The sequence below is a fragment of the Hyphomonas sp. genome (genome assembly GCF_017792385.1).
GTDB lineage: Bacteria > Pseudomonadota > Alphaproteobacteria > Caulobacterales > Hyphomonadaceae > Hyphomonas.
Genome location: NZ_CP051230.1, coordinates 1,470,805 through 1,494,131 on the forward strand (window position 1 = coordinate 1,470,805; position 23,327 = coordinate 1,494,131).

The 23,327-nt window shown below is 63.7% G+C and carries 24 protein-coding genes; 18 read left to right on the top strand and 6 right to left on the bottom strand.

The features are described 5' to 3' along the window. Positions 1-20: 20 nt before the first annotated feature. Positions 21-1,592: a long-chain-fatty-acid--CoA ligase gene (locus tag HF955_RS07465; protein WP_291078908.1), complete on the bottom strand. Its 1,572-nt coding sequence runs from the start codon at positions 1,590-1,592 to the stop codon at positions 21-23. A 159-nt stretch (positions 1,593-1,751) separates the two neighbouring features. On the opposite strand from HF955_RS07465, the gene HF955_RS07470 reads away from it, so the two are divergent. The 16 genes from HF955_RS07470 (at position 1,752) to HF955_RS07545 (ending at position 16,499) form a co-directional block, all read left to right on the top strand. Continuing rightward, complete coding sequence (locus HF955_RS07470; RefSeq protein WP_291078909.1) at positions 1,752-3,038, top strand: glutamate-5-semialdehyde dehydrogenase; 1,287 nt, start codon at positions 1,752-1,754, stop codon at positions 3,036-3,038. A 32-nt stretch (positions 3,039-3,070) separates the two neighbouring features. Further along, the gene (locus HF955_RS07475; protein WP_291078910.1) at positions 3,071-3,634 is read left to right on the top strand and encodes a nicotinate-nucleotide adenylyltransferase; all 564 of its coding nucleotides are present in this window, start codon (positions 3,071-3,073) and stop codon (positions 3,632-3,634) included. Beyond that, positions 3,631-4,383 carry a HesA/MoeB/ThiF family protein gene (locus tag HF955_RS07480; RefSeq protein WP_291078911.1) on the top strand — a complete coding sequence of 251 codons (753 nt, stop codon included), beginning with the start codon at positions 3,631-3,633 and terminating at the stop codon, positions 4,381-4,383. The genes HF955_RS07475 and HF955_RS07480 overlap by 4 nt, the downstream gene beginning before the upstream one ends. Before the next feature lie 67 nt (positions 4,384-4,450). Next, positions 4,451-5,467, top strand: coding sequence for an alpha/beta hydrolase (locus HF955_RS07485; protein ID WP_291078912.1), 1,017 nt, complete (start codon positions 4,451-4,453; stop codon positions 5,465-5,467). A gap of 59 nt (positions 5,468-5,526) precedes the next feature. Continuing rightward, the gene (locus tag HF955_RS07490) at positions 5,527-6,081 is read left to right on the top strand and encodes a lipocalin family protein (protein ID WP_291078913.1); all 555 of its coding nucleotides are present in this window, start codon (positions 5,527-5,529) and stop codon (positions 6,079-6,081) included. Positions 6,082-6,112: 31 nt separating this feature from the next. Then, positions 6,113-6,574 carry a YbgC/FadM family acyl-CoA thioesterase gene (locus tag HF955_RS07495; RefSeq protein WP_291078914.1) on the top strand — a complete coding sequence of 154 codons (462 nt, stop codon included), beginning with the start codon at positions 6,113-6,115 and terminating at the stop codon, positions 6,572-6,574. 165 nt (positions 6,575-6,739) lie between these two features. After that, positions 6,740-7,453: a protein TolQ gene (gene tolQ, locus HF955_RS07500; RefSeq protein WP_291078915.1), complete on the top strand. Its 714-nt coding sequence runs from the start codon at positions 6,740-6,742 to the stop codon at positions 7,451-7,453. Positions 7,454-7,456: 3 nt separating this feature from the next. Further along, positions 7,457-7,897, top strand: a complete 441-nt coding sequence (locus HF955_RS07505; RefSeq protein WP_027838099.1) for an ExbD/TolR family protein — start codon at positions 7,457-7,459, stop codon at positions 7,895-7,897. 16 nt (positions 7,898-7,913) lie between these two features. Further along, the gene (locus tag HF955_RS07510; RefSeq protein WP_291078916.1) at positions 7,914-8,879 is read left to right on the top strand and encodes a hypothetical protein; all 966 of its coding nucleotides are present in this window, start codon (positions 7,914-7,916) and stop codon (positions 8,877-8,879) included. Between the two features lie 8 nt (positions 8,880-8,887). Beyond that, on the top strand, positions 8,888-9,295 hold the full coding sequence (locus tag HF955_RS07515; protein WP_027838097.1) for a hypothetical protein: 408 nt from the start codon (positions 8,888-8,890) through the stop codon (positions 9,293-9,295). 11 nt (positions 9,296-9,306) lie between these two features. Further along, entirely contained in the window at positions 9,307-10,662 is a 1,356-nt protein-coding gene (gene tolB, locus HF955_RS07520; RefSeq protein ID WP_291078917.1) for a Tol-Pal system beta propeller repeat protein TolB, read from the top strand. A 224-nt stretch (positions 10,663-10,886) separates the two neighbouring features. After that, positions 10,887-11,435 (top strand): peptidoglycan-associated lipoprotein Pal, encoded by a 549-nt coding sequence (pal, locus tag HF955_RS07525; protein ID WP_291078918.1) that lies wholly within the window; start codon positions 10,887-10,889, stop codon positions 11,433-11,435. Between the two features lie 100 nt (positions 11,436-11,535). Further along, complete coding sequence (ybgF, locus tag HF955_RS07530; RefSeq protein WP_291078919.1) at positions 11,536-12,534, top strand: tol-pal system protein YbgF; 999 nt, start codon at positions 11,536-11,538, stop codon at positions 12,532-12,534. Between the two features lie 15 nt (positions 12,535-12,549). After that, entirely contained in the window at positions 12,550-13,575 is a 1,026-nt protein-coding gene (gene tilS / locus HF955_RS07535) for a tRNA lysidine(34) synthetase TilS (RefSeq protein ID WP_291078920.1), read from the top strand. A 93-nt stretch (positions 13,576-13,668) separates the two neighbouring features. Continuing rightward, positions 13,669-15,591, top strand: a complete 1,923-nt coding sequence (gene ftsH / locus HF955_RS07540) for an ATP-dependent zinc metalloprotease FtsH (RefSeq protein ID WP_027838094.1) — start codon at positions 13,669-13,671, stop codon at positions 15,589-15,591. Positions 15,592-15,902: 311 nt separating this feature from the next. Further along, on the top strand, positions 15,903-16,499 hold the full coding sequence (locus tag HF955_RS07545; protein ID WP_291078921.1) for a GNAT family N-acetyltransferase: 597 nt from the start codon (positions 15,903-15,905) through the stop codon (positions 16,497-16,499). Here HF955_RS07545 and HF955_RS07550 read toward each other — a convergent pair. From HF955_RS07550 to sdhC, 4 genes are read right to left on the bottom strand one after another with little or no spacing between them, the layout of a single operon-like run. After that, on the bottom strand, positions 16,496-17,278 hold the full coding sequence (locus tag HF955_RS07550; protein WP_027838092.1) for a succinate dehydrogenase iron-sulfur subunit: 783 nt from the start codon (positions 17,276-17,278) through the stop codon (positions 16,496-16,498). The two genes, HF955_RS07545 and HF955_RS07550, sit on opposite strands and share 4 nt — an antisense overlap. 21 nt (positions 17,279-17,299) lie before the next feature. After that, the gene (sdhA, locus tag HF955_RS07555) at positions 17,300-19,087 is read right to left on the bottom strand and encodes a succinate dehydrogenase flavoprotein subunit (RefSeq protein WP_027838091.1); all 1,788 of its coding nucleotides are present in this window, start codon (positions 19,085-19,087) and stop codon (positions 17,300-17,302) included. Positions 19,088-19,109: 22 nt separating this feature from the next. Then, the gene (gene sdhD, locus HF955_RS07560; protein ID WP_027838090.1) at positions 19,110-19,505 is read right to left on the bottom strand and encodes a succinate dehydrogenase, hydrophobic membrane anchor protein; all 396 of its coding nucleotides are present in this window, start codon (positions 19,503-19,505) and stop codon (positions 19,110-19,112) included. Between the two features lie 12 nt (positions 19,506-19,517). Further along, complete coding sequence (gene sdhC, locus HF955_RS07565) at positions 19,518-19,916, bottom strand: succinate dehydrogenase, cytochrome b556 subunit (protein ID WP_291078922.1); 399 nt, start codon at positions 19,914-19,916, stop codon at positions 19,518-19,520. Between the two features lie 95 nt (positions 19,917-20,011). On the opposite strand from sdhC, the gene HF955_RS07570 reads away from it, so the two are divergent. Beyond that, complete coding sequence (locus HF955_RS07570; RefSeq protein WP_291078923.1) at positions 20,012-21,760, top strand: DUF885 family protein; 1,749 nt, start codon at positions 20,012-20,014, stop codon at positions 21,758-21,760. A gap of 6 nt (positions 21,761-21,766) precedes the next feature. After that, a complete protein-coding gene (locus HF955_RS07575) occupies positions 21,767-22,483 on the top strand; it encodes a type 1 glutamine amidotransferase (protein WP_291078924.1) in 717 nt (238 codons plus the stop codon). Here the strand turns inward: HF955_RS07575 and HF955_RS07580 are convergent. Beyond that, on the bottom strand, positions 22,480-23,253 hold the full coding sequence (locus tag HF955_RS07580; RefSeq protein ID WP_291078925.1) for a porin family protein: 774 nt from the start codon (positions 23,251-23,253) through the stop codon (positions 22,480-22,482). The two genes, HF955_RS07575 and HF955_RS07580, sit on opposite strands and share 4 nt — an antisense overlap. Between the last annotated feature and the right edge of the window lie 74 nt (positions 23,254-23,327).

A 23,327-nucleotide genomic window follows, 5' to 3' on the forward strand; every position in this document is an offset into this window, starting at 1 on the left:
GTGCGCCGTCCGCCTCCTGATCAGCTGACGCGGCGTTCCTGGTCCTTCCAGTAAACCTCGCGCAGATCCTTGCGCAGGATCTTTCCGGACGGATTGCGGGGCAGCGCCTCGATGAACTCCACCGATTTCGGACACTTGTAGCCGGCAATGCGCTCGCGCGCCCAGGCGATGATGCTGTCGGCCGTGGGCGACTCGCCCGGCTTGACCACGATGATGGCCTTGACGGCCTCGCCCCATTTCTCGTCCGGCACGCCGATCACGGCCACATCCGCCACGCCCGGATGACCGAAGATGGCGTTCTCCACTTCCGCCGGATAGATGTTTTCGCCCCCCGAGACGATCATGTCCTTCACCCGGTCGTGGATGTAGAGAAAGCCGTCCTCGTCGAAATAGCCGGCATCGCCTGTGCGGAAGAAGCCGTGTTCGTCGATCGCCTCCCGTGTGGCATCCGGACGGTTCCAGTAGCCCTTCATGACAAAGGCGGACTTGATGGCGATCTCGCCGACGTCACCCGTCGGCACGGCATTGCCGTCCGCGTCCAGGCAGCGCACGATGGTGGCCGGATAGGGCACGCCGCAGGAGCGCAGCTTGCCCCAGGCCGGATCATGCGCTTCCGGCGGCAGATAGGTGCCACAGCCGCCGGTCTCGGTCAGGCCGTAGAGCTGGGTGAATTTCGCGCCCATGATTTCCCGCGCCTCCAGCAGCAGGCTCTCGGCAATCGGCGAGGCGCCATAGAATACCTGTTGCAGGCTGGACCAGTCGATCTCCCTTACATTCGGCATCTGCGTCAGCATCAGGATGACTGCCGGCACCCAGAAGGCGTGGGCGATTCTGTGTTCGGGGATCAGCTTCAGGATCATGACCGGTTCGATCTCCCGCAGCACAACCGCCTTGGCGCCCTGTGCAGCCGTCAGGATACCGATGTTCACACCCGCCACATGGAACAGCGGCATGGCATTCATCACGGCATCGCCGACCTCGTAACTGGCCCAGTCCAGCATGCCGGCCTGTTCGAAGACGGCGCGGTAATTGCCATTGGTCAGCTGCACGCCCTTGGGCATGCCCGTCGTGCCGGATGTGTAGAGCTGGATGACATCGTCATCCTCCCGGGTCTTCAGGCCGGGCGCGTCAGTGGCCTGGCCGTCGCGCCAGGCGGGATAGAAGGGCCAGTCATCGCGGCCGCCATCAATCGCAATGACCTGTTGCAGGTCCGGCAGCTCGCTGCGGATCTGGTCGATCATGTCGTAGAAATCCTTGCCCACGAACAGGATTTTCACCCGTGCGTCGGACAGGATGAACTTCACCTCCGGCGGGGCCAGGCGCGTGTTTACCGCCGTCATCGTGGCGCGCGCCTTGGCTGCGCCGAACAGCATTTCGTAATAGACGGCCATGTTCTTGGCGAGATAGCCGACCCGGTCGTCCGGCTGCACGCCGAGGGCGATCAGGCCATTGGCCACTTGGGTCGAGCGGGTTTCCAGTTCACCGAAGCTGGTGGTTTCGCCTTCAAACCAGAACGCTTCGGCATCCGGGCGGATGCCGGCCTGCACGCGGGGAATGTCGGCCAAATGGGGCATCGCCTGTACGTCGATCATGAGGGTCCTCCGATGACAATTTCGTTTCCTCAGGCCCCATACTAGGGCAAATTCCGCGTGAGTCAGCCCGCCGCTGCCTGTTGTTGCAACAGGGGCTGCCGGGCCGGGCGGGGTTTCGATGGCTTGCGGTCCGTCCGGCTTTCCGGCACATCCCTCTGCATGACCGATACGATGACCGCCCCCGCACAAGACCTTGGCGAAACCATGCTGGAGATGGGTCGACGCGCCCGCGCCGCCTCGCGCGCGCTTGGCCGCATGACCCCGGCTGACCGGACGCGCGGCCTGATGGCGGTGGCGGCGGCCATCCGCGCCGCGGCGCCAAAGATCCTGTCGGCGAACGAACAGGACATGTCGGCGGCCCGCGAAAAGGGGCTGGACGCGGCCATGCTGGACCGTCTGGCGCTTGATGCGACGCGGCTGGAAGGCATTGCCGCCAGTGTCGAGGCCGTGGCCGGGCTGGGCGATCCGATCGGCCGGGAACTGGCACGCTGGACCCGTCCCAACGGACTCGACATTGCCCGCGTGGCCGTCCCGCTCGGCGTGATCGGCATCATCTATGAAAGCCGCCCGAATGTGACCGCCGATGCCGGTGCGCTGTGCCTGCGATCTGGCAATGCCGCCATCCTGCGGTGCGGCTCGGAAAGCACGCATTCCTCGCGCGCCATCGTCGCGGCCATGCGCGATGCCCTGAAGGCCGAAGGCCTGCCGGAAGACGCCGTTCAGCTGGTGATGACCACAGACCGGGCCGCCGTCGGGCACATGCTGGCCGGGCTGGAGGGCAATGTCGACGTCATCGTGCCGCGCGGCGGGCGCAGCCTGGTGGAGCGCGTGCAGAAGGATGCCCGCGTGCCCGTGATCGGCCATCTCGAAGGCCTGTGCCATGTCATCGTCGACAAGGCCGCCGATCCCGACAAGGCCGTCTCGATCGTCCTGAACGCCAAGATGCGCCGGACCGGTATCTGCGGCTCGGCCGAGACGTTGCTGGTGGATGCCGCCGTGGCCGCCACCCTGTTGCCGAAAATCGCTGCGGCCCTGATGGAAGCCGGATGCGAGTTGCGCGGCGATGACCGGGCGCGCGCAATCGTGCCGGACATGGCAACCGCCACGGAAGCCGACTGGTCGACGGAATATCTCGCGCCCATCCTGGCCGTGGCCGTGGTGGACGATCTCACCGCCGCGCTGGACCATATCGGCACCTGGTCGTCCGGCCATACCGAATGCATCATCACAGAGGATGCCGCCGCTGCCGACCGTTTCTTCGCCAGCGTGGACAGCGCCATCCTGCTGCACAATGCATCGACCCAGTTCGCTGATGGCGGCGAGTTCGGCATGGGCGCGGAAATCGGCATCGCCACGGGGCGCATTCACGCCCGCGGGCCCGTGGGCGCCGATCAGCTGACGACCTACAAATATGTCGTGCGGGGCACCGGGCAGGTTCGTCCTTGAGCAGACCTTTACTACCGGGGCCGTCGCGTGGATTGCGCATTGGCCTGTTTGGCGGCAGTTTCAATCCGGCCCATTCCGGTCATTTCCATGTTGCATCGACGGCCCTGCGGCGATTGCAGCTGGACTGGGTCTGGTGGATCGTGGCGCGCGGCAATCCGCTGAAGACCGGACACGGAGATTTCGGCGAGCGGTTCTGGTCGGCGGCGGCCATCGCAGACCATCCACGCATGCGGGTCACCGATATCGAGCAGCGCCTGTCGTTGACCTATACGCACCGCACGCTGCTGACCCTGACGACCCTGGCGCCGGACACCAGATTCGTCTGGCTTATGGGGGCCGACAATATGGTCAACTTCCATCTCTGGGGCGAGTGGCAGCAGATTGCCGAACTGATGCCGATTGCGATTGTGGCCCGGCCGGGCGTGGGCCCCGGCGCGCGCAACTCTCCGTTTGCCCGCCGCTTTGGCCGGAACCGTATCGAAGAGGCGGCCGCCCCGACCCTGGCGGATCGCGCGCCGCCGGCCTGGGTCTTCCTCAAGGCACCGCTTGATCCGATCTCGTCCACCGCCCTACGCCAGCAGAAGGCCGGAACATGAGCCTCAGCCCGGAAGACCTCGCCCGCCACAAACGGCATATCATGCTGAAGGAGATTGGCGGGCCCGGCGTGCAGAAGCTGCGCACGGCCAGCGTGTCCCTTGTCGGGGCAGGGGCCCTTGGCGGTCCCTGCGCGATGTATCTGGCAGCGGCCGGCATTGGCCGGATCGAGCTGTGGGACGATGATGTGGTCGAGCGCTCGAACCTGCAGCGGCAGGTCCAGTTCGGGGAGGGCGATCTGGGCAAGTTCAAAGCCGAGATACTGGCTGCGCGCCTGTCGGCCGATCATCCGGGCACGCATGTCACATCGCGGCGCAAGCGCTGGGAGGCCTCCGATGCGCTGGCGGGCGGCATTCTCGTCGATGCCAGCGACAATTTTCCGACCCGTTACGCGCTGAATGAGACGGCGCATCGCAGCGCGCGGCCCATGGTGCACGGGGCGGCGGCCGGCTGGAGCGGGCAGGCCAGCGTGTTTGCCTCCGGTTGCCGGGAGGGGGCCCCCTGTTATCGCTGCTGGGTGCCGCAGACCCCGCCGGAGGCCGAAGCGTGCGATGAGGTGGGCGTGGTCGGACCGATCACCGGAATCGTGTCCACACTGATGGCGCTGGAAGTGATCAAACTGGTCACCGGGGCGGGCACACCCCTGATCGGACATCTGGTGCTGGTGGACGGGCTGGGCGGGACACCGCGCAAGGTTGGTCTGCGCCGCGACGCTTCCTGTCCTGTCTGCGGCACTGAGCGCGCAGTTTGACTTCGCCCCATGAGGGGCGCTTAAGTGCGCGTCACATCAGTCTGGAATGGAGGGAGACCAGAACGTGATGAAGCGTTTGCTCGTCGTATTGCTGACACTTGCGATCATCCTGACCACTGGCTGGTGGATGCTGCGCCGTGCCGACATTTCCTACAATACGCTGGAATCGGTCTATTCGAAATCGAACAGCCGCTACCTGAAAACCGGCGACCGGATCGAACTGCACTTCACCGATTCCGGCCCGCGCGACGCCCCGGCCGTGATCCTTGTGCACGGCTATTCGGCCTCGCTGCACACCTGGGACGACTGGGCCCGGCAGTTGCGCAAGGATTACCGCGTCATCCGGCTGGACCTGCCGGGGCATGGCCTGTCGCGCTGCCTGGACAATGACGAGATCGGGATCGAGCAATTCGTGGCAAGCGTCGACCGGCTGGCCGGGTCGCTCGATGTGGACCGCTTCACCCTGGTCGGGAACTCCATGGGCGGTCACACGGCCTGGGCCTATGCGCTGCAACATCCGCAGAAGCTCGACGGGCTGGTACTGGTGGACGCCGCCGGCTGGCTGGACGAGCCGGGCGAGGGTGAAGGCCAGCCCTTCATCTTCAAGCTGCTGCGCAACGGCCTGGCCCGCAGCGTGATCCGGGACCTCGACATGTCGGCCCTGATCCGGTCCGGCCTGGAGGACAGTTTCGCCGATCCGGAATTCGTGACGGATGAAATGGTCGAGCGCTATTCGGCCCTGTCGCGAGCCCCGTGCCATCGCGATGCCCTGTTGAAGCTGATGAGCGGCGCGACGCTTCGCGTGCTGGCATCGAAGGAGAAACTGGCGGCCATTACCACGCCCACCCTGATTATGCATGGCGACACCGACAATCTGATCCCCGTGGCGCATGCCCACAAATTCGCGGACGCGATTCCCGGCGCCGAGCTGATCATCTATCCGCAGACCGGGCATATCCCGCAGGAAGAAGTGGCCACGCAGTCGGTCCGCGACCTGCTTGGCTTCCTGTCAGGCCTGCATGCCGATCCGGTTGAGGTGTCGCCGGAAGATGCACCGGCCCTGCCGGCGCCGGATGGTGGTTGATACGTATTTGCGAAACCGATGCCGAGGGTCATGCGTAGGAAAGTCAAAGGAGATCTTTCATGCGCCTGACCCCGATCCTGCTTGCCCCGTTTCTGGCCGTCGCCTGCAGCACGCAGCCTGACCATCGCCCGGACACCGCGCCGCCGCCGACCGTCGCGGCCGTGGATCTCGATCGCTATGCCGGGCTCTGGTACGAGATTGCACGCTATCCCAACTCCTTCGAGGCAGGCTGTACGGGCGTGACGGCAGAGTATGGCCTGAACGCCGATGGTACGGTCAGCGTGACGAATACCTGTTTCAAGGGGTCCCTGGACGGTGAAAAGGACGTCGCCGAAGGCACGGCGCGCATTGTCGAAGGCAGCAACAACACCAAGCTGAAAGTGAAATTCGCGCCTGACTGGGTGCCCTTCGCCTCCGGCGATTACTGGGTCCTGGCATTGCAGCCGGACTATTCCGCCGCCCTGGTCGGCAGTCCGGACGGGAAATATCTCTGGATCCTGTCGCGCACGCCGCAATTGGCGCCGGATGTGCTTGCCGCCCTCAAACAGCGCGCCACTGACCTCGGCTATGCCACCGCGCCGCTGGAAATGACACTGCAACCGGAACAGGGGTGACGCTGCGGGCGGGCTCTGATAGGCGGGATTCATGAGCCTGCCAGACCTTGATGATCGCAATTTCGATGCGGACCGCCAGCACTGGATCCGGGTGCGGGTCTATTATGAGGACACCGATTTCACCGGCATGGTCTATCATGCCAACTACCTCCGCTTCTTCGAGCGCGGGCGATCGGACCATCTGCGCGATGCCGGCATTTCGCACCAGTCCCTGCTGGATCGCGAAGACCCGGCCGCCTTCACGCTGACACGGGTCGAGGTCGACTATCGCAAGGCGGCGCGGGTCGATGACCTGCTGCTGATCCGCACGCGCTATCTTGGCACCGAAGGGCCCCGCATCCGCTTTTCCCAGACCTGTTTCCGGGGCGAGGAAGTGATCGCCGAGGGCGAGATCACGGCCGTCATGATCCATGCGGACGGGCGTCCGCGCCGGCCCATCCGGGAGCTTGTGGCGCATCTGGAAGCCTTTCGCTGGACGTCCCCGGAAAGTTAACATTCGGCCATAAAATCTTAACCGTTGCAGTCTAGCCCCCAGATAGCTGCGGAAACTGGCAATCCTGCCGTGTTTCTGCCGGATTTGGTATGGAAATAGGGGTGTGCCGGTCCCGGGCGGGACGCGGCCGATTACCCTTGATGCGCAGACAGGAGCATTGGCCCCATGGAATCAGACGCGATAGGCGCCGCCGCAACCCATAGCGACTTTTCGCTGTTCAGCCTGATCATGGCCGCCGACCCGGTTGTGAAACTGGTTCTCCTGTTCCTTCTGCTGGCCTCTGTCTGGTCATGGATGGTGATTGGCGAGAAACTGTTTTCCCTCGGCAGCCTGCGCAAGAAATCGCGCCAGTTCGAGGAAGCCTTCTGGAGCGGCCGGACCGAGGATTTCGACATGCGTCCGGGCCAGGCCTCGAACGATGCGGCCAGCCGGGTCTTCGCCGCAGCGGCCCGCGAATGGTCCGATGCCCGCCGGGGCGCGGCCACGCCGGCCGAGGCGGCAGCCATGGTCAGCCGGGCCGAACGGTCCATGCGCGCGGCGGTCGACCGGGAAGTCGGCCGCGCGGGCAATGGCCTCGGCGTGTTGGCCACGATCGGGTCGGCATCGCCCTTCATCGGCCTGTTCGGTACGGTCTGGGGTATCATGAACGCCTTCCTCAACATTGCCGAGAAGCAGGACACCAGCCTCGGCACCGTGGCCGGGCCGATCGCCGAAGCCCTGTTCGCGACCGGGCTCGGCCTTGTCGCCGCCATTCCGGCCGTCATCTTCTACAACAAGTTCACCGGTGACCTGACCAAGCTGGGCGACCAACTCGACACCTTCTCGCAGGATGTTCTGGTGCGCCTGTCGCGCCGCGCGTCCGAATCCGCGAGGGACTAGGCGATGGGACTGATCCTCGGCTCGGGCGGCAAGGGTGGACGGCGCGGCCGGCGTGCCCTGAACGCCGAAATCAATGTCACGCCCTTCGTGGACGTCATGCTTGTTCTGCTGATCGTGTTCATGATCACCGCGCCGCTTCTGGTGCGCGGCGAGGAGGTGAACCTGCCGAAGACGAGTTCGGGCCCGATCAAGACCGAGCCCAATGACGATCCGCTGGCCATTTCGATCCGCGAGAATGGGGACGTCTTCATACAGACGACCAAGGTGGAGGACATTGCCTCGCTCGGCCCGCAGCTGCAGGCCATTATCGGCGAGGGATACGAACAGCCGATCTATCTGCGCGGCGACGAGAACACGCCCTATGGCCGGATCATGGAAGTGACGGCCGAAATCCGGGCGGCCGGCTATACGCGCGTGTCCTTTGTGACTGAACAGAAGAAGTAGGAGCGTACCGCCCCACATGCTGCGCGGCTTCACCCTCTCGACCGTTCTTCATGCCACCGTGCTCGCCGCGGCGGTCATGACGTGGCCGACGCGCAAGAGTGAATGCGACCGCCAGATCGAGAAGCTGGAGCGCGAGGAGCCCGGCCTGTCGCAGGTCGATATCCTGCTGCGCCTGCCGCAATGCGCCAGCACGATCGATGTGCCGATTGACATTGTCGATATCGGCCTGGTGACGGATGTCGCCCCGATCCAGAAAGCCGAGGAGGCCCCTGAGGAAGAGGTCGAGGAGACCGAACCCGAGGAACAGCCCGACCCGGTCGAGGACGATGTGGAAATCGTCGAGGATCCGCCCGAGGAACAGGAAGAGGTCAACGAGACCCGCGAGACCGAGACCGCCGAGGAAGAACCTGTCGTGGAAGACACGCAGGCCGAACCGGAAGAAACCCCGAAGGAGCCTGAGCCCAAGAAGGACGAGCCTCCGAAGGAAAAGCCGAAGCTGATCGAAAAGCAGAAGCCGAAATCGGAGTCCGATGATCTCGACTTCCTGAACGATTTCGAGGACATCCTGAAGGACAAGGCCCAAAGCCAGCGCAAGGCCGCGCAGGAACAGGCGCCGCCGCCGATCAACAAGCCTGTGCTGAAAGACGTTCAGCAGCCCCGAAAGGGGGCAGGGGAGCGGCGCGGCAACACCGCATCGCTTCAGGCCGCGATGCGCCGCCAGGTCGGTTATTGCTGGAACGGCATCGATGATCTGCCCAAGGAAGATCAGTTTAACGTGGTTATCCGCGTTCAGCTGAATCTGGACGGATCGCTGGACGGGAACGCCCGCCTTGTGTCGCCGCGGTCCATGCCGATCGGCCGCCGGGGCGTTGTGGTCCAGCGGGCCCTGACAGCCGTGCGCCAGTGTGCCAATTACCAGTTGCCTGCTGACGATTATGACGAATGGAAAGACATCGAGGTCACGATTGGACCGCTCAAATGAGGATTTTGATGCGCGCTGGCCAGACCATAGTCTTCCTGATCCTTGCCGGGCTGGCTGGTGGCGCATGGGTGTTTGCCGATAGCGGTCATGGTGCGACCGGCGATGAAATTGCAAACAGCCTGCGCCGCCAGATTGGCTATTGCTGGGAGGGCGCCGGAGATTTGCCGCCTGCCCAGAGGATAGACGTGTTGCTCCGCTTTTCGTTGGACAGGGATGGCGGGATCGCCGGAGCGATCAATATCCTGTCGCCGGAAGCTGGAAACGGCCTTGAAGCCCCGACCAGCCATCCGGCTGTCCAGAAGGCTGTCGCTGCGGTGACCAAATGTGCGCCATACAATCTTCCAAAAGAACACTACGATATTTGGGATGACGTCGAGGTTACGATAGGACCAGTCTCGATGTCCCTGGTTTCCTGAAGGAGTTAATGATGATCCGCTTCCTGACAGCCATGATGCTGGCCTTGCTACTGCCCCTGAGCCTTGCCCTGCCGGCGGCGGCGCAGCTGCAGGTTCGTGTCGATGAGGGCAATTTCCAGCCCACACCGCTGGCCATTCCAGACTTTGAAGTCCGTGGCGCCAATGCCGAACTGGCAGAAGATATTGCCGAAGTCGTGCGGGCAGACCTGGAATCGACCGGCCTGTTCGACATCCAGAACCCGGCCTCCTTCATCCAGAAGGATCTGTCGATTGACGTGCAACCCCGCTTCCCGGATTGGCGCATCATCCAGACCGAAGGTCTTGTGGTGGGCGCCTATGAGGAACTGCCCGATGGCAAGATCGCGGTCTCCTTCCGCCTGTGGGATGTTTATGGCGGGGAAGTCATGCGCATCAATGGCCAGCCCGGCCGCCGCCTGACGACGACCCCGGACAATTGGCGCCGCATCGCGCACAAGATTGCCGATTCGATCTATACGCGCCTGACCGGGGAAGATCCGTATTTCGATACGCGCATTGTCTACATTGCCGAGACCGGCCCCAAGACCGAGCGCGTCAAGCGCCTGGCCATCATGGATGCCGACGGCGCCAATCAGCAATATCTGACCCAGGGCGCCAATACGGTGCTGACGCCGCGCTTCAGCCCGTCTGCGCAGGAAATCACCTACATGTCCTATGAAGGCGGTCGCCCGCGCGTCTATCTCTTCAATATCGAGACAGGCCGCCAGGAATTGCTCGGCAATTTCCCCGGCATGACGTTCGCGCCCCGGTTCTCGCGGGATGGCGAAAGCGTCCTGCTGACCCAGGCGCAGGGCGGTAATTCCGACATCTATCTGATGAATCTGCAAACGCGCCAGTCGCGTCGCCTGACCGATCATCCGGCGATTGATACCTCACCCTCCATGTCGCCGGACGGCCGGGCCATCGTGTTCACTTCCGACCGCGGTGGCAGCCCGCAGCTCTATATCATGAACACCGATGGCAGCCCGCGGACCTGCCCGTCGGGCGGACGGGACGTGGCGTGCCGGATCACTTTCAGCAGAGGGCAGTATTCCACCCCGGTCTGGAGCCCGCGCGGCGATCTGGTGGCCTTCACCAAGCAGCTCAGCGGCCGATTCTACATCGGCGTGATCGGAATCGACGGCAAGGGCGAGCGCCTTTTGACCGAATCCTATCTCGATGAAGGCCCGGACTGGTCGCCGAACGGCCGGGTGATCGTTTATTTCCGCGAAAGCCGTCCGGGCGCCGGACCCCAGCTCTGGTCGGTCGACCTGTCGGGCCGGAACGAGCGCCGCCTGACCACCCAGACCGACGCGTCTGACCCGGCCTGGTCGCCATTGTTGCAATAATTTCATGGGTTTCGCCCCCGGTTTTCGTCCGGGGGCGTTGCTTTTTGGAGACAAATCATCAAAATAGTTCGCAATCCGGCTGGAAGCTCTGCTTCCGCCCGATTGTCGCCCGAATTCTGTCAGAATATGGAGACAGATACCCGCTACATCCGGCACAACGTTGACAAACGCCAGCCGTAAGGCGTCAATTAGCACTCAGGACATCCAGGGGAGTCTGAATAGCAATGAATACCACTTTTAAACTTGCAGCCGCTGCGGCGGTTGTACTCTCGATCAGCGCGTGTGCATCCCAGCCGGAACCTGTCGAACAGGTCGAGGAACAGGCACCGGTTGAAGTCGCCGAGCCTGCTCCGGCTCCGGCTCCGGTCGTTGAAGAGCCTGCAGCACCGACCGGCCCGGTTGCCGGTTCGCTGGAAGACTTCCGCGTGAACGTTGGCGAGCGCGTCTACTTCGACCTCAACGGCTACCGCCTCGACGTCGACGATCAGGAAATCCTGAAGCGTCAGGCTGCCTGGCTGTCGTCCTATCCGGCCGTTCGCATCATCGTGGCAGGCAACTGCGACGAGCGCGGCACGCGTGAGTACAACCTGGCCCTCGGCGAGCGTCGTGCCTCGATCGTGAAGGACTATCTGGTCAGCCTCGGCGTCGACCCGTCCCGCATCGACACGATCTCCTACGGCAAGGAACGCCCGATTGCTGCCGGCTCCGACGAGCAGGCATGGGCCCTGAACCGCAACGGGTTCACGCAAATCGTTTCCGGCACGACCAGCTAGGTTTCTGCCGCAAATCGGTTCACAGATTGCAGCCGGGTGCCTTAATTTGGCCCCGGCTGTTTTTGTATGTTTGCCCGCGATAATCTGGAGGCTCCACCTGATGTTCAAAGCGCCCGCTCTTGTCCTTGCCGGCTTCTGCCTGTTTGCCAGCCCTGCCATCGCCCAGCGCGGGGCCCCGATCACGCAAGGTGTGACAAGCTCTGACCTGTCCCAGCAGGTCGCGCAGGCGCGCCAGCAGAGCGCCCAGGTCCAGGTCGAGGTGAATGGCCTGACCGGTGACGTGATGCAGCTGACCGGACGGGTCGAGACCCTTGAATTCCAGCTTCAGCAGGCCCGCGAGACCAGCGAGAACCTGCAGCGGGACAATGAAGCCCTGATCGACGAGGTCGATACATTGCGCGCCCAGCTCGAGGGGCAGTCTTCCGAAATCGCGTCGCTCAAATCCGTCCTCGCGGCCGCAGGCCTCGTTCCGGAAACGGATCCGGAGCTCGGCCCGGCCCCCGGCGAGTTCGGCACGCTGGCCGAGCCTGACATGGGCGGGTCTTCCGCTACCGGTCCGCGCCGCCTCGACACGCCGTCAGCCCTGTCCATGCCGTCCGCCGGTGCCGAGCCGTCCGGCCCGACGCGACTGACGCCGGCAGGCGACACAACCGGATCACAGGCGCTGCCCGAAGGCTCACTGGGCACGATTTCTGCCAGCGCCTTGCCGGGCGAGGCCGGACCGCTGTTTGCGCTCGCGAAGTCCCGCCTGATCCAGTTCGACTATGCCGGGGCCGAAGAGGCCTTCCGCGCCTTCCTCGAGGAATTCGGCGACGATCCGCAGGCGGGCGAGGCCTATTACTGGCTGGGCGAGTCGCTCTATCAGCAAAAGGCCTATGCTGACAGCGGCGCGGCCTATACGACGATGATCCGCTCCTATCCCGATGATCCGCGTGCGGCGGATGCGCTGGTCAAGCTGGCCCGCGCCATGCGCCTGATCGGGGACAAGGAAAAGGCCTGCCTTGCCCTCGGCACGCTGCCGAACCGCTACCCGGATGCCTCGGTCCGCACCCGCGACCTGGCCGCGGTGGAGCGGACGCGGTCCGGCTGCGATAACTGATCTTACCTGCCTGACATGACGGATGCGTTCGACCGGCTCTGCGGCACTGGCCCGGGGCCGGTGGGCATTGCCGTGTCCGGGGGCAGCGATTCTCTTGCCCTGCTTGTCCTGGCAAAGGCGTGGTCCGACCGGACAGGGCGCCCACTGATTGCGCTGACCGTCGATCACCGGCTGCGGCCCGAGGCGGCGGACGAGGCGCGCTTTGTCGCCGAGACCTGCGCCCGGATCGGAGTGGACCATCAGACCCTTGTCTGGGACCGGCCTGTTGCCAAACAGGCGCTGGCCCGCCGCGCGCGCCATGGGCTGATGGCCCGTGCCCTGCGGGACAGGGGCGGCGACAGGCTGCTGCTGGGGCATACATCCGATGATCAGTGCGAAACCTTCCTGATGCGGGCCCGGCAGGGCTCCACCTGGTTCGGCCTGTCCGGCATGCAGCCGCTCGCCCTGTCCCCGGCCTGGCCGGAAGGGGAGGGCATTCTGCTGGCGCGTCCGCTCCTGCACCGCAGCCGGGCCGGCCTGCAGGCTGATCTCGAACAGCGCGGCCTGGACTGGGTGGAGGATCCCTCGAACCGGGATCCGGCCTATGAACGCGTCCGGGTGCGCCGCCTTCTGGATGGGCAGACAGCGCTGAAGGCCCGGATCCTGGCCTGTCAGGGCCGGGTCCAGTTGCTGCGGCAGCTGGAAGAGCGCCTGATCGGCCGATGGATGGAGTCGCGCGTCGAGCCTGACCAGGCGGGCGGGTTCAGGGTCCGGCCGGAGGGCCTGCCGCAGGAACGCGCCGAACGGGCGCTGGGCGTGATGATCCAGATTGCCGGGGGGCGGGACGTGCCGCCCCGCCGCGATGCGCTCCAGCCGCTGGTCCGGCGGCTTCTCGCCGAAAGCGGGTTCTCCGGGGCCACTCTGGGCGGCGTCATGATCCAGCTCAGGCAGGGTGATCTGGTTTTGCGGCCAGAGCCCGATGTGGCCGGTGATGCGGCGGATCCGGAGCGGGCAGAGGCCCGGTTCCAGGCCGTGAAACGCCTCTATCTGGGCCGGACGTGACAAAACAGCCATTTTAGGAGCATTTGAGTCGTTTTCGTGCGATAAGCTTCCTATGTTACGCGGTGAACACCGGAATCTGGAGCACGACGCGATATGAACGTCAGGAATTTGGCAATCTGGGGCGCCATCGCCCTGCTGGTTATCGGCATGGCCGTGGCAATGGGCGGCAACCCCCAGGCCGCGCGCGCGGAAAAGGCCAAACTATCCGCCATTTATGAGCTGGTGGAAGAGGGCAAGGTCTCTGATGCGACGCTTGGCGACCAGCGCCTGATCGTGACCACGACCGATGGCCGGACCATGGTCAGCGAGCTGCGGGCGCTCGACATGACCACCCAGCAATTCCTGGAAGACAATGGCGTGCCCTTCAGCGTGGATGCTGACAGCGGCCAGAACACGTTTGCATCGCTGATCTTCTCCATCCTGCCAATCCTGCTGATTGTCGGCTTTGTCTTCTTCATGATGCGCCAGATGCAGTCCGGCGGCGGCCGGGGCGCGATGAGCTTCGGCAAGAGCCGCGCCCGCCTTCTGACCGAAAAGCATGGCCGTGTGACGTTTGACGACGTGGCCGGTGTGGATGAAGCCAAGGAAGAGCTGCAGGAGATCGTCGAATTCCTCCAGGATCCGTCGAAATTCCAGCGCCTCGGCGGCAAGATCCCGAAAGGCGCGCTGCTGGTCGGCCCGCCCGGTACCGGCAAGACGCTGCTGGCCCGCGCCGTGGCCGGCGAAGCTGGCGTGCCCTTCTTCACGATTTCCGGCTCGGACTTTGTCGAAATGTTTGTCGGCGTCGGCGCCAGCCGTGTGCGCGACATGTTCGAACAGGCCAAACGCTCGGCGCCCTGCATCATCTTCATCGACGAGATCGACGCGGTCGGCCGCTCCCGCGGCGCCGGCCTCGGCGGCGGCAATGACGAGCGCGAGCAGACACTGAACCAGCTGCTGGTCGAGATGGATGGCTTCGAAGCCAATGAAGGCATCATCCTGATCGCGGCCACCAACCGTCCGGACGTTCTGGACCCGGCCCTGCTGCGTCCCGGCCGTTTTGACCGGCAGGTCACGGTTGGCAATCCGGACATCATGGGCCGCGAAAAGATCCTGCGCGTGCATATGCGCAATGTGCCGCTGGCCAAGGATGTCGACGCCAAGACGATTGCACGCGGCACGCCCGGTTTCTCGGGTGCAGACCTCGCAAACCTCGTGAACGAAGCTGCGCTGCTTGCGGCCCGCCGGGGCAAGCGCGTGGTTGCCATGCAGGAATTCGAGGACGCCAAGGACAAGGTGCTGATGGGCCCGGAAAAACGGTCCATGGTGATGTCCGAAAAGGAAAAGGAACTGACCGCCTGGCACGAGGCCGGCCACGCCATCGTGGCGCTGAAAGTGCCGGCCGCCGATCCGGTGCACAAGGCAACCATCATTCCGCGCGGTCGTGCGCTCGGCATGGTCATGCAGCTGCCGGAAGACGACAAGCTGTCCATGTCCAAGATCGAGATGACCTCGCGTCTGGCCATCATGATGGGCGGTCGTGTGGCCGAGGAACTGAAATTCGGCGATGACAATGTCACCGCCGGGGCCGCGTCCGACATCCAGCAGGCCACCCGTCTGGCCCGGGCCATGGTCACGCGCTGGGGCTTCGCCGATGCGGTCGGCCCGGTCGATTATGGTGAGGACCAGGGCGATGTGTTCCTGGGCCAGCAACTCGTGCAATCCTCGCATGTCTCCGAAGAGACATCCCGCAAGATCGAGGAAGAGGTGCGCAAGCTGATCCAGACCGGCATGGACGATGCCCGACGGATCATGACGGACTACCGCAAGGATTGGGAAGCCATCGCGACCGGCCTGCTCGAATACGAGACGCTCAGCGGGGAAGAGATTTCCCAGCTGCTCAAGGGCAATCCGCCGACGCGCCCCGATTTTGGCGATGATGACACCACACCCGGCTCGGCCGTGCCGGTGATCGGCAAGCGCCGCAAGCCGAAAGGCGATGGCGGCCTGGGGGATCCGGAGCCGAATCCGGCCTGATCCCGAATCGTACCCATGTTCCGGAGGGCGCTGTGATCATCGCAGCGCCCTTTTGCATTCCTGAGTGTACAGGCTGAGACGCATTGAAACGCCCTGAACCGAATTGAAACGGCGTGAACCGGGGTGAACCGTCCGCCGGGAACGCGTCAGGCCGTTTCGCATTGGTGCGCTGCGGCTTGCCTTTCCACGCGCCGGCCCTAACCTCACCGGTCAGATCGCAGACTTGGCCCACCCGTGAGGTGCCGCTATCAAGCCAGCCGGTGCGGTGCGGATTCGGGGCAGGGGACCGCAGGACGGAGGCTGGCGCAAATATGTGCAATACCCCTCTTCAGGTGTCGCTGGACATTGGCCATGACGTGCTGCTGCGGCCGGTCGGGCTGGAGGACGAGCCGCGCTTCCGCAAGATTTTCGAGCAAATGTCCCCGGAGTCCCGCTATCTGCGTTTCTTCAGCGGCGCCAACCCAGTCCCGGATGCGGTCGTGCACACGCTGGCGGATGCCGATGGTGACCGGCACATCGCCTGGGGCATCCTGAACTCGAATGCCGAGGGCCAGCCCCTGATGGCCGCTGCCCATGCCATCCGCAGCGAGCCAGGCAGTTCCCGCGCCGAGCTGGCGCTGGGCGTGCTGGACCAGTATCAGGCGCACGGCCTGTCCCGCCTGCTGATCGCGTCGGTGGCCCTGTCGTGCCGGGCCTGCGGGATCACCACGCTGGAAGCCGAAACCCTGCCGGAAAACCGCAAGGCAAATCACCTGTTCAAGGCGCTCGGTGGCAAGGTCATCCGCCCCATGCCGCCGACCACACTCTGGGAATTCGATGTCGCCCAATTGATCGAAACCCTCCGAACGATGGACCGTCCGGAGGGTTTGCGAAAAGTGTTTGCCGTCAATGCAGACGAAGCGGCCTAGGAAACCCGCTCCACCATCATGTGCTTGATCTTGGCGATCGCCTTGGCCGGGTTCAGGCCTTTCGGGCAGACCTGTGCACAGTTCATGATCGTATGGCAGCGATACAGCTTGAACGGATCCTCGAGATCGTCGAGGCGCTCGCCGGTGGCTTCATCGCGGCTGTCGATCAGCCAGCGATACGCCTGAAGCAGCGCGGCCGGGCCGAGATACTTGTCGCCATTCCACCAATAGGACGGGCAGGAGGTCGTGCAGGATGCGCAGAGAATGCACTCATAGAGGCCATTCAGCTCTTCCCGGTCTTCCTCGGACTGCTTCCATTCCTTTTCCGGCTCCGGCGTCACCGTCTTCAGATAGGGCTGAACATAGGCGTGCTGGGCGTAGAAATTGGTCAGGTCCGGGATCAGGTCCTTCACCACCGGCTGGTGGGGCAGGGGCGCGATGGAAATCACGCCGCCCGGCAGCTCGTCAAAGCCCTTGGTGCAGGCAATCGTGTTCTGGCCGGCAATGTTCATCGCGCAGGAGCCACACACGCCTTCACGGCAGGAGCGGCGGAAGGCCAAAGTCGGGTCGATGGTGTTCTTGATGTAGAACAGCACGTCCAGGATCATCGTGCCGGCCTTGTCCATGTCGACCCAGTAGACATCCCAGCGCGGATTGCCGCCTTCTTCGGGGCTGTAGCGATAGATCTTGAACTGGCGAAGATTGGTCGCGCCTTGCGGCTTGGGCCAGGTCTTGCCTTTTTTCGGCGCGGAACCTTTGGGGAGGGTAAGCTGTACCATGTCGTGCGTGCCTTGCTGTCCTTAGTACACCCGGGCCTTCGGCTCGATGTAGCTGATTTCGTTCGAGAGCGTGTAATTGTGCACTTCGCGATAGTCGATCGTGACCTTGCCGGCCTCGTCGCACCAGGCCAGCGTGTGCTTCATCCACGTCTCGTCATCGCGCTCTGAATAGTCCTCGCGGGCATGTGCGCCGCGGCTTTCCTGGCGGTTGGAGGCCGAATTCACCGTCACAGCCGCCTGGGCGATGAGATTGTCGAATTCGAGCGCCTCGACGAGGTCGGTGTTCCAGACCATGCCGCGATCCTTCACATCAATGCCAGGCGCCTTCTTGTAGACTTCCTCGATGGCATCCACGCCGTCCTTGAGAACGTCGCCGGTGCGGAAGACGGCGCAATTGTTCTGCATCGCCTTCTGCATTTCGAGGCGCAGTTTCGCAACCGGCTGGTCACCCGATGCATTGCGCAGGCGATCCAGACGCTCGAGATGCTTGTCGGTCGCGCCTTTCGGCAGTTCCGGCTGGGTTGCGCCGGCTTCGGTGGTCGCGCCGCAGCGCTGGCCGGCTGCGCGGCCGAACACGACAAGGTCGATGAGCGAGTTGGAGCCGAGACGATTGGCGCCGTGAACCGAGACACAGGCCGCTTCGCCAACGGCCATCAGGCCGGGAACAACCGAGTCCGGGTCACCATTCTTCTTGGTCAGCACTTCGCCGTGATAATTGGTCGGAATGCCGCCCATATTGTAGTGGACCGTCGGCAGCACCGGGATCGGCTCTTTCGTGACATCGACACCGGCAAAGATCTTTGCCGTTTCCGAAATGCCGGGCAGGCGGGCCGCCAGCACGTCTGCGCCAAGGTGTTCAAGGTGCAGGTGGATGTGATCCTTTTCCGGGCCGACACCGCGGCCTTCGCGGATTTCCATTGTCATCGCGCGCGAGACGACGTCGCGGGAGGCGAGGTCCTTGGCGGACGGGGCGTAGCGCTCCATGAAGCGTTCGCCTTCGGAATTGGTCAGATAGCCGCCTTCGCCGCGCGAGCCCTCGGTGATCAGGCAGCCGGAGCCATAGATGCCGGTCGGGTGGAACTGCACGAATTCCATGTCCTGCAGCGGCAGGCCAGCGCGCAGCACCATCGCATTGCCATCGCCTGTGCAGGTGTGGGCAGACGTACAGGAGAAGAACGCGCGGCCATAGCCGCCGGTCGCCAGAACAACCTTTTGCGCGCGGAAGCGGTGCAGCGTGCCGTCATCCAGTTTCCAGGCGGTCACACCGCGGCAGGCGCCTTCCTCATCCATGATCAGGTCAAGCGCGAAATACTCGATGAAGAACTCGGTCTCTTCCTTGACGCACTGGCCGTACAATGTGTGCAGCATGGCGTGGCCGGTCCGGTCGGCGGCGGCGCAGGTGCGCTGCACCGGGCCCTTGCCGAATTCGCGGGTCATGCCGCCAAAGGCACGCTGATAGATCTTGCCTTCCTCGGTCCGCGAGAAGGGCATGCCCCAATGTTCCAGCTCGTACACAGCGGCCGGCGCCTCGCGGCAGAGATATTCGATTGCGTCCTGGTCGCCCAGCCAGTCCGACCCCTTCACGGTGTCGTACATGTGCCAGCGCCAGTCATCTTCGCCCATATTGCCCAGCGAAGCGGCAATGCCGCCCTGCGCCGCAACCGTGTGCGACCGGGTCGGGAAGACTTTCGAGATACAGGCCGTTTTCAGGCCGGCCTGCGCCGCGCCCAGGGCTGCACGGAGGCCGGAGCCGCCGGCGCCGACGACCACGACATCATAGGTATGGTCGGTCCAGGTGTAATTGCTCATCGTGTTGCTTCTCCCGCAGGCTCTAGGCGCCTGCGCCAATCCAGAGTTTGAGAACCGACAGGGCCACAGTCACGAACAGCGCGATGCACGCAAAGCTGTTCAGGATCAGCAGGGCCGACTTGGTTCCCGTTTTTGCGATATAGTCCTCGATCACCACCTGCATACCGATCCGCATGTGATAGAACGCCGCGCCGGCGGTCAGGATCAACAGGATCGCGTTCCAGGGCTGTGCGGCCCAGGCCTGCGCTGAAGCGAGATCGCCGCTCATCGCATTGATGATCGAATAGACGAACCACGGAACCAGGAAGATCAGCGCAATCGCCGAGACGCGCTGGCGGATATGGGTCTCCGTGCCGGACTTAGCCGAACCGAGGCCGCGGGCTGCCTTGGCAGGAGTGACGAAATTGTTCGATGCCATGTCAGTCGCCTCCTAGAGCCAGGTCGTGGCAGCAAAGATTGCTGCAGCGCCGATAACTGAAACCGCATAGATCAGGACCGAAACAGTGCTGGCTGTTTTCGGGTCAAAGCCGATATGCGGACCATCCCAGAGCAGGTGCCGGATGCCGTTCAGGAAGTGGTACAGGACCGCCACGGCCCAGAGGAACAGGATGACCTGGCCGTACCAGGCCGAAATCACCGTCTCGATCAGGCTGTACCAGCCCGCGCCGGTGGCGAGCGCCAGAATCCATGCGGTGATCAGAAAAGTGCCGAAATACAGGGCCATGCCTGTGAAGCGGTGGGTGATGGACGCCGCCATCGTGATGTGGAATCGCCAGATCTGAAGATGCGGCGACAATGGGCGGGTATCTGCCCGGGAAGTGCTTGTCATGAGGGATGACCTTGCTTGCCTGCAATGAACGCTTTTGCTTGGGTTCTAGGTGTCTCTATGATCCTGTCAACGCTGCAGGGCTAGGGAGCGACAATATGAAACCTTTTCTTTTTGCACTTGCCGTAGGGGTCGTATCACCGGTCGCTCTGGCCGACCCGCTGGACACGCTAGTCCCGGCCTATGAGGCGCATGTCCGGCAGGCGAGCCCTGACGCTGCAGCAAAGGATGCAGAGGTTTCACCGGACCGTTGGCCGGATGTCCGGCCGGCTGTTCTCGCCGCTCAGGCAGAGTCGGCGCGCGCGCTTCTGGCGGACGTGAAAAAAGCTGAAACCGACCGCGACATCGACCAGGCCATCCTGATTCGGCTCCTGACATCCGACATCATGTGGGTCGAGACCGATTCGGCGCGTATCCCCTTCACGGGCGATTGGGGCTTTCATGCAGAGCCGATCTTTGCAGCCATGCAGACCGAACTGGACAGTGTCGAGGCGGCTGAAGCCTGGATCGCACGGTTGAATGATGTGCCCCGCTATTTCGCAGACCATGTCGACAATATGCGCCGTGGCATCGATACCGGCTGGACCGCCTATCGCGACCCGCTTGAAACCGTGATCGACCAGATCCGGGAGCAGGTTGTGGACGATCCGGAAGACAGCAGCCTGTATGCGCCCTTCCTGTCGCTTCCGGAAGACATGGACCCGGCGACCGCTGCGCGGCTGCAGGCAGAAGGGCGCGCCGCGACGGTGCGGGCGATCGCGGCCTATCTCGATGTCTGGCGCTTCCTGGAAATCGACTATCGGCCGCATCTCCGGCAGGGCGCTGGCATCGCCGCGCTGGAAGGCGGTCAGGATGTCTACGCCGCAGCGGTGGAGCATTACACGGCTGGCGCAGGCTATACGCCGGAAGACATTCATATGCTGGGCCAGACCGAAGTGGCCCGTATCCGCGCCGAGATGGAGGCCGTGATTGCAGAGATCGGCTTCGAGGGCAGTTTCGAGGAGTTCCTAATCTATCTGCGCACAGATCCGCAATTCTATGCCGCGTCGGCCGAAGAGCTGATGGCGGCGGCAGAGGAGATTTCCGGTCGGCTGCGCGCCATGTTGCCCGACTATTTCGGCACGCTGCCGCAGCTCGATTTTGAGGTTCAGCCGGTGCCGGATGCCATTGCGCCGGGTTATACGACTGGCCGCTATGTGTCAGGCGATCCGGAAGAAGGGCGTCTCGGCATCTATCTGGTGAACACTTACGCGCTGGACCAGCGTCCGCTCTACGAACTGCCCGCCCTGTCGGCACATGAGGCCGTGCCCGGTCATCACCTCCAGATCACGCTCGCTCAGGAAATGAGCGACCAGCCGGATTTCCGGAAGCACTACTATGCCACCGCCTTCGGGGAAGGGTGGGGGCTCTATGCCGAACGCATCGCAGGTGAGGCCGGCATCTACGAGACGCCTTATGAGCGGTTCGGCGCATTGTCCTACGAGATGTGGCGCGCCTGCCGGTTGGTCGCTGATACAGGCCTGCACTGGTATGGCTGGACCCGCGCCCGGGCCGAGGCCTGTTTTGTCGAGAATTCCGCCCTGGCGCCGCTGAACATCCAGACCGAAGTGACCCGTTATATCGGCTGGCCGGGACAGGCTGTGGCCTACAAGGTGGGCGAGTTGAAAATCCGCGAACTGCGCGCACGCGCCGAGCAGGCGCTGGGCGACCGGTTCGACATTCGAGATTTCCATGATGCGGTGCTTGAAAACGGTGCGGTGCCACTCGATGTGCTGGACGCCCGGATCGATGCCTGGATCAGCCAGGCGGACACCGGCCCGACCCCGTTTTCCGTATTGAGTGATTGATCCTGAATGACCCTGACCATTATCGAGACCGGCCTCGTTCCGGAGCCGATCCGCGCCGATTTCGCCGACTATCCGGACATGTTCCGGCAGCTGATCTCTCCCGAAGCGCCGGATCTGGCATTCGAGACCGTCTCGGTCATCAAGGGCGACGCCTTGCCGGAAGCGGCATCCCTGGATGCCATCCTGATCACCGGGTCACCGGCTGGGGTGTATGATGATGAACCGTGGATTGCGCCCCTGATGCAGTTCATTCGGGACGCGGCAGCTGCCGGAATCCCCATGGTCGGCATCTGTTTTGGCCATCAGGTCATGGCCGAGGCTCTGGGCGGCAAGGTGGAGAAATCCGACAAGGGCTGGGGCATCGGGCGCCACACCTATGATGTGCGCACTTGTCCGGACTGGATGAACGGGGATTGCCCGGACAGGATTTCCGTACCGGTCAGCCATCAGGACCAGGTCGTGGCGCTGCCGCCCGGCGCGCATGTGCTGGCGCGGTCGGACTTTGCGCCCTATGCGGCGCTGGATTATGGCAAGACGCCGGCGATTTCCTTCCAGTGCCACCCGGAATTCAACGCCGACTATTCGGCCGCGCTGTACACGATCCGGAAGGGGCGTCCCCTGTCGGAGACGGCGGTGGACATGGCGATCCAGAGCCTGGAAGAGCCGCTCGACAATCAGCGGCTCGGCGCCTGGATCGCCCGGTTCATTTCAACACGGCGCTAGCCGAAACGGTAGCGGGCACCGATCGAGAACAGGTTCTGCTGGTTCTCGATGTCCAGCGTGCCGGGGAACAGGTCATTGTTGACCTCGATATCCTCGGTCGCGCGATAGGCATATTCGCCGTAGACTTCCCAGGTATCCGTCACCAGCCAGGTCAGGCCGGCCTTCACCTGATAGGCAAACTTGGTTTCGCCATCATCGATCACGCCGACGCCGGACGGATTGTATTTGACGTCCACATCCGAGAACCCGATGCCGGCCCCGGCATAGGGCTGAACCGTGCCGGCACGGTTAAAGTCATAGTAAACATTGGCGAACAGCGACGTGCTGGACAGGTCGCCCCGTCCGTCAGCCACAACGTCTGCGACGGTGGCGCCAAGCGGTGTCGGGCTGCCGGCGATCGACGCGGCGTCCAGAGCGTCGATGCTGCCGCCGCCCAGAGTCACGCCGGAATGTGTTTCCACGTCGACGCTGGTGAAGGAAACTTCCACGCCGCTGCGGAATCCATTGCCGTATCTGGCGCCGACTTCCGCGCTGAAGCCCGTGCCATTGTCGAATTCGGTGTTCCAGCCATACGGCGTTCCCGCCGCGACATCGAGCGTGGTGCCGTCTCCGAGGTTGCCGGTCGTGAAGGCGCCGGTCGTGCCGGAATTGTCGCTGTCGGACTGGTCGACATAGCTGACGGAGCCGCCAGCATACCAATCCTGCGCCATTGCCGGCGTGGCAAACAAGGCGACGGCCGCAACCGAGAGAGTGAAGCATGCATATTTCATGGAGGGGTCCTTCCTGTGTGACATGGTTGCTGTCATCAGGGGTACGGACGGGGCCACGAATTGGATGATTAACA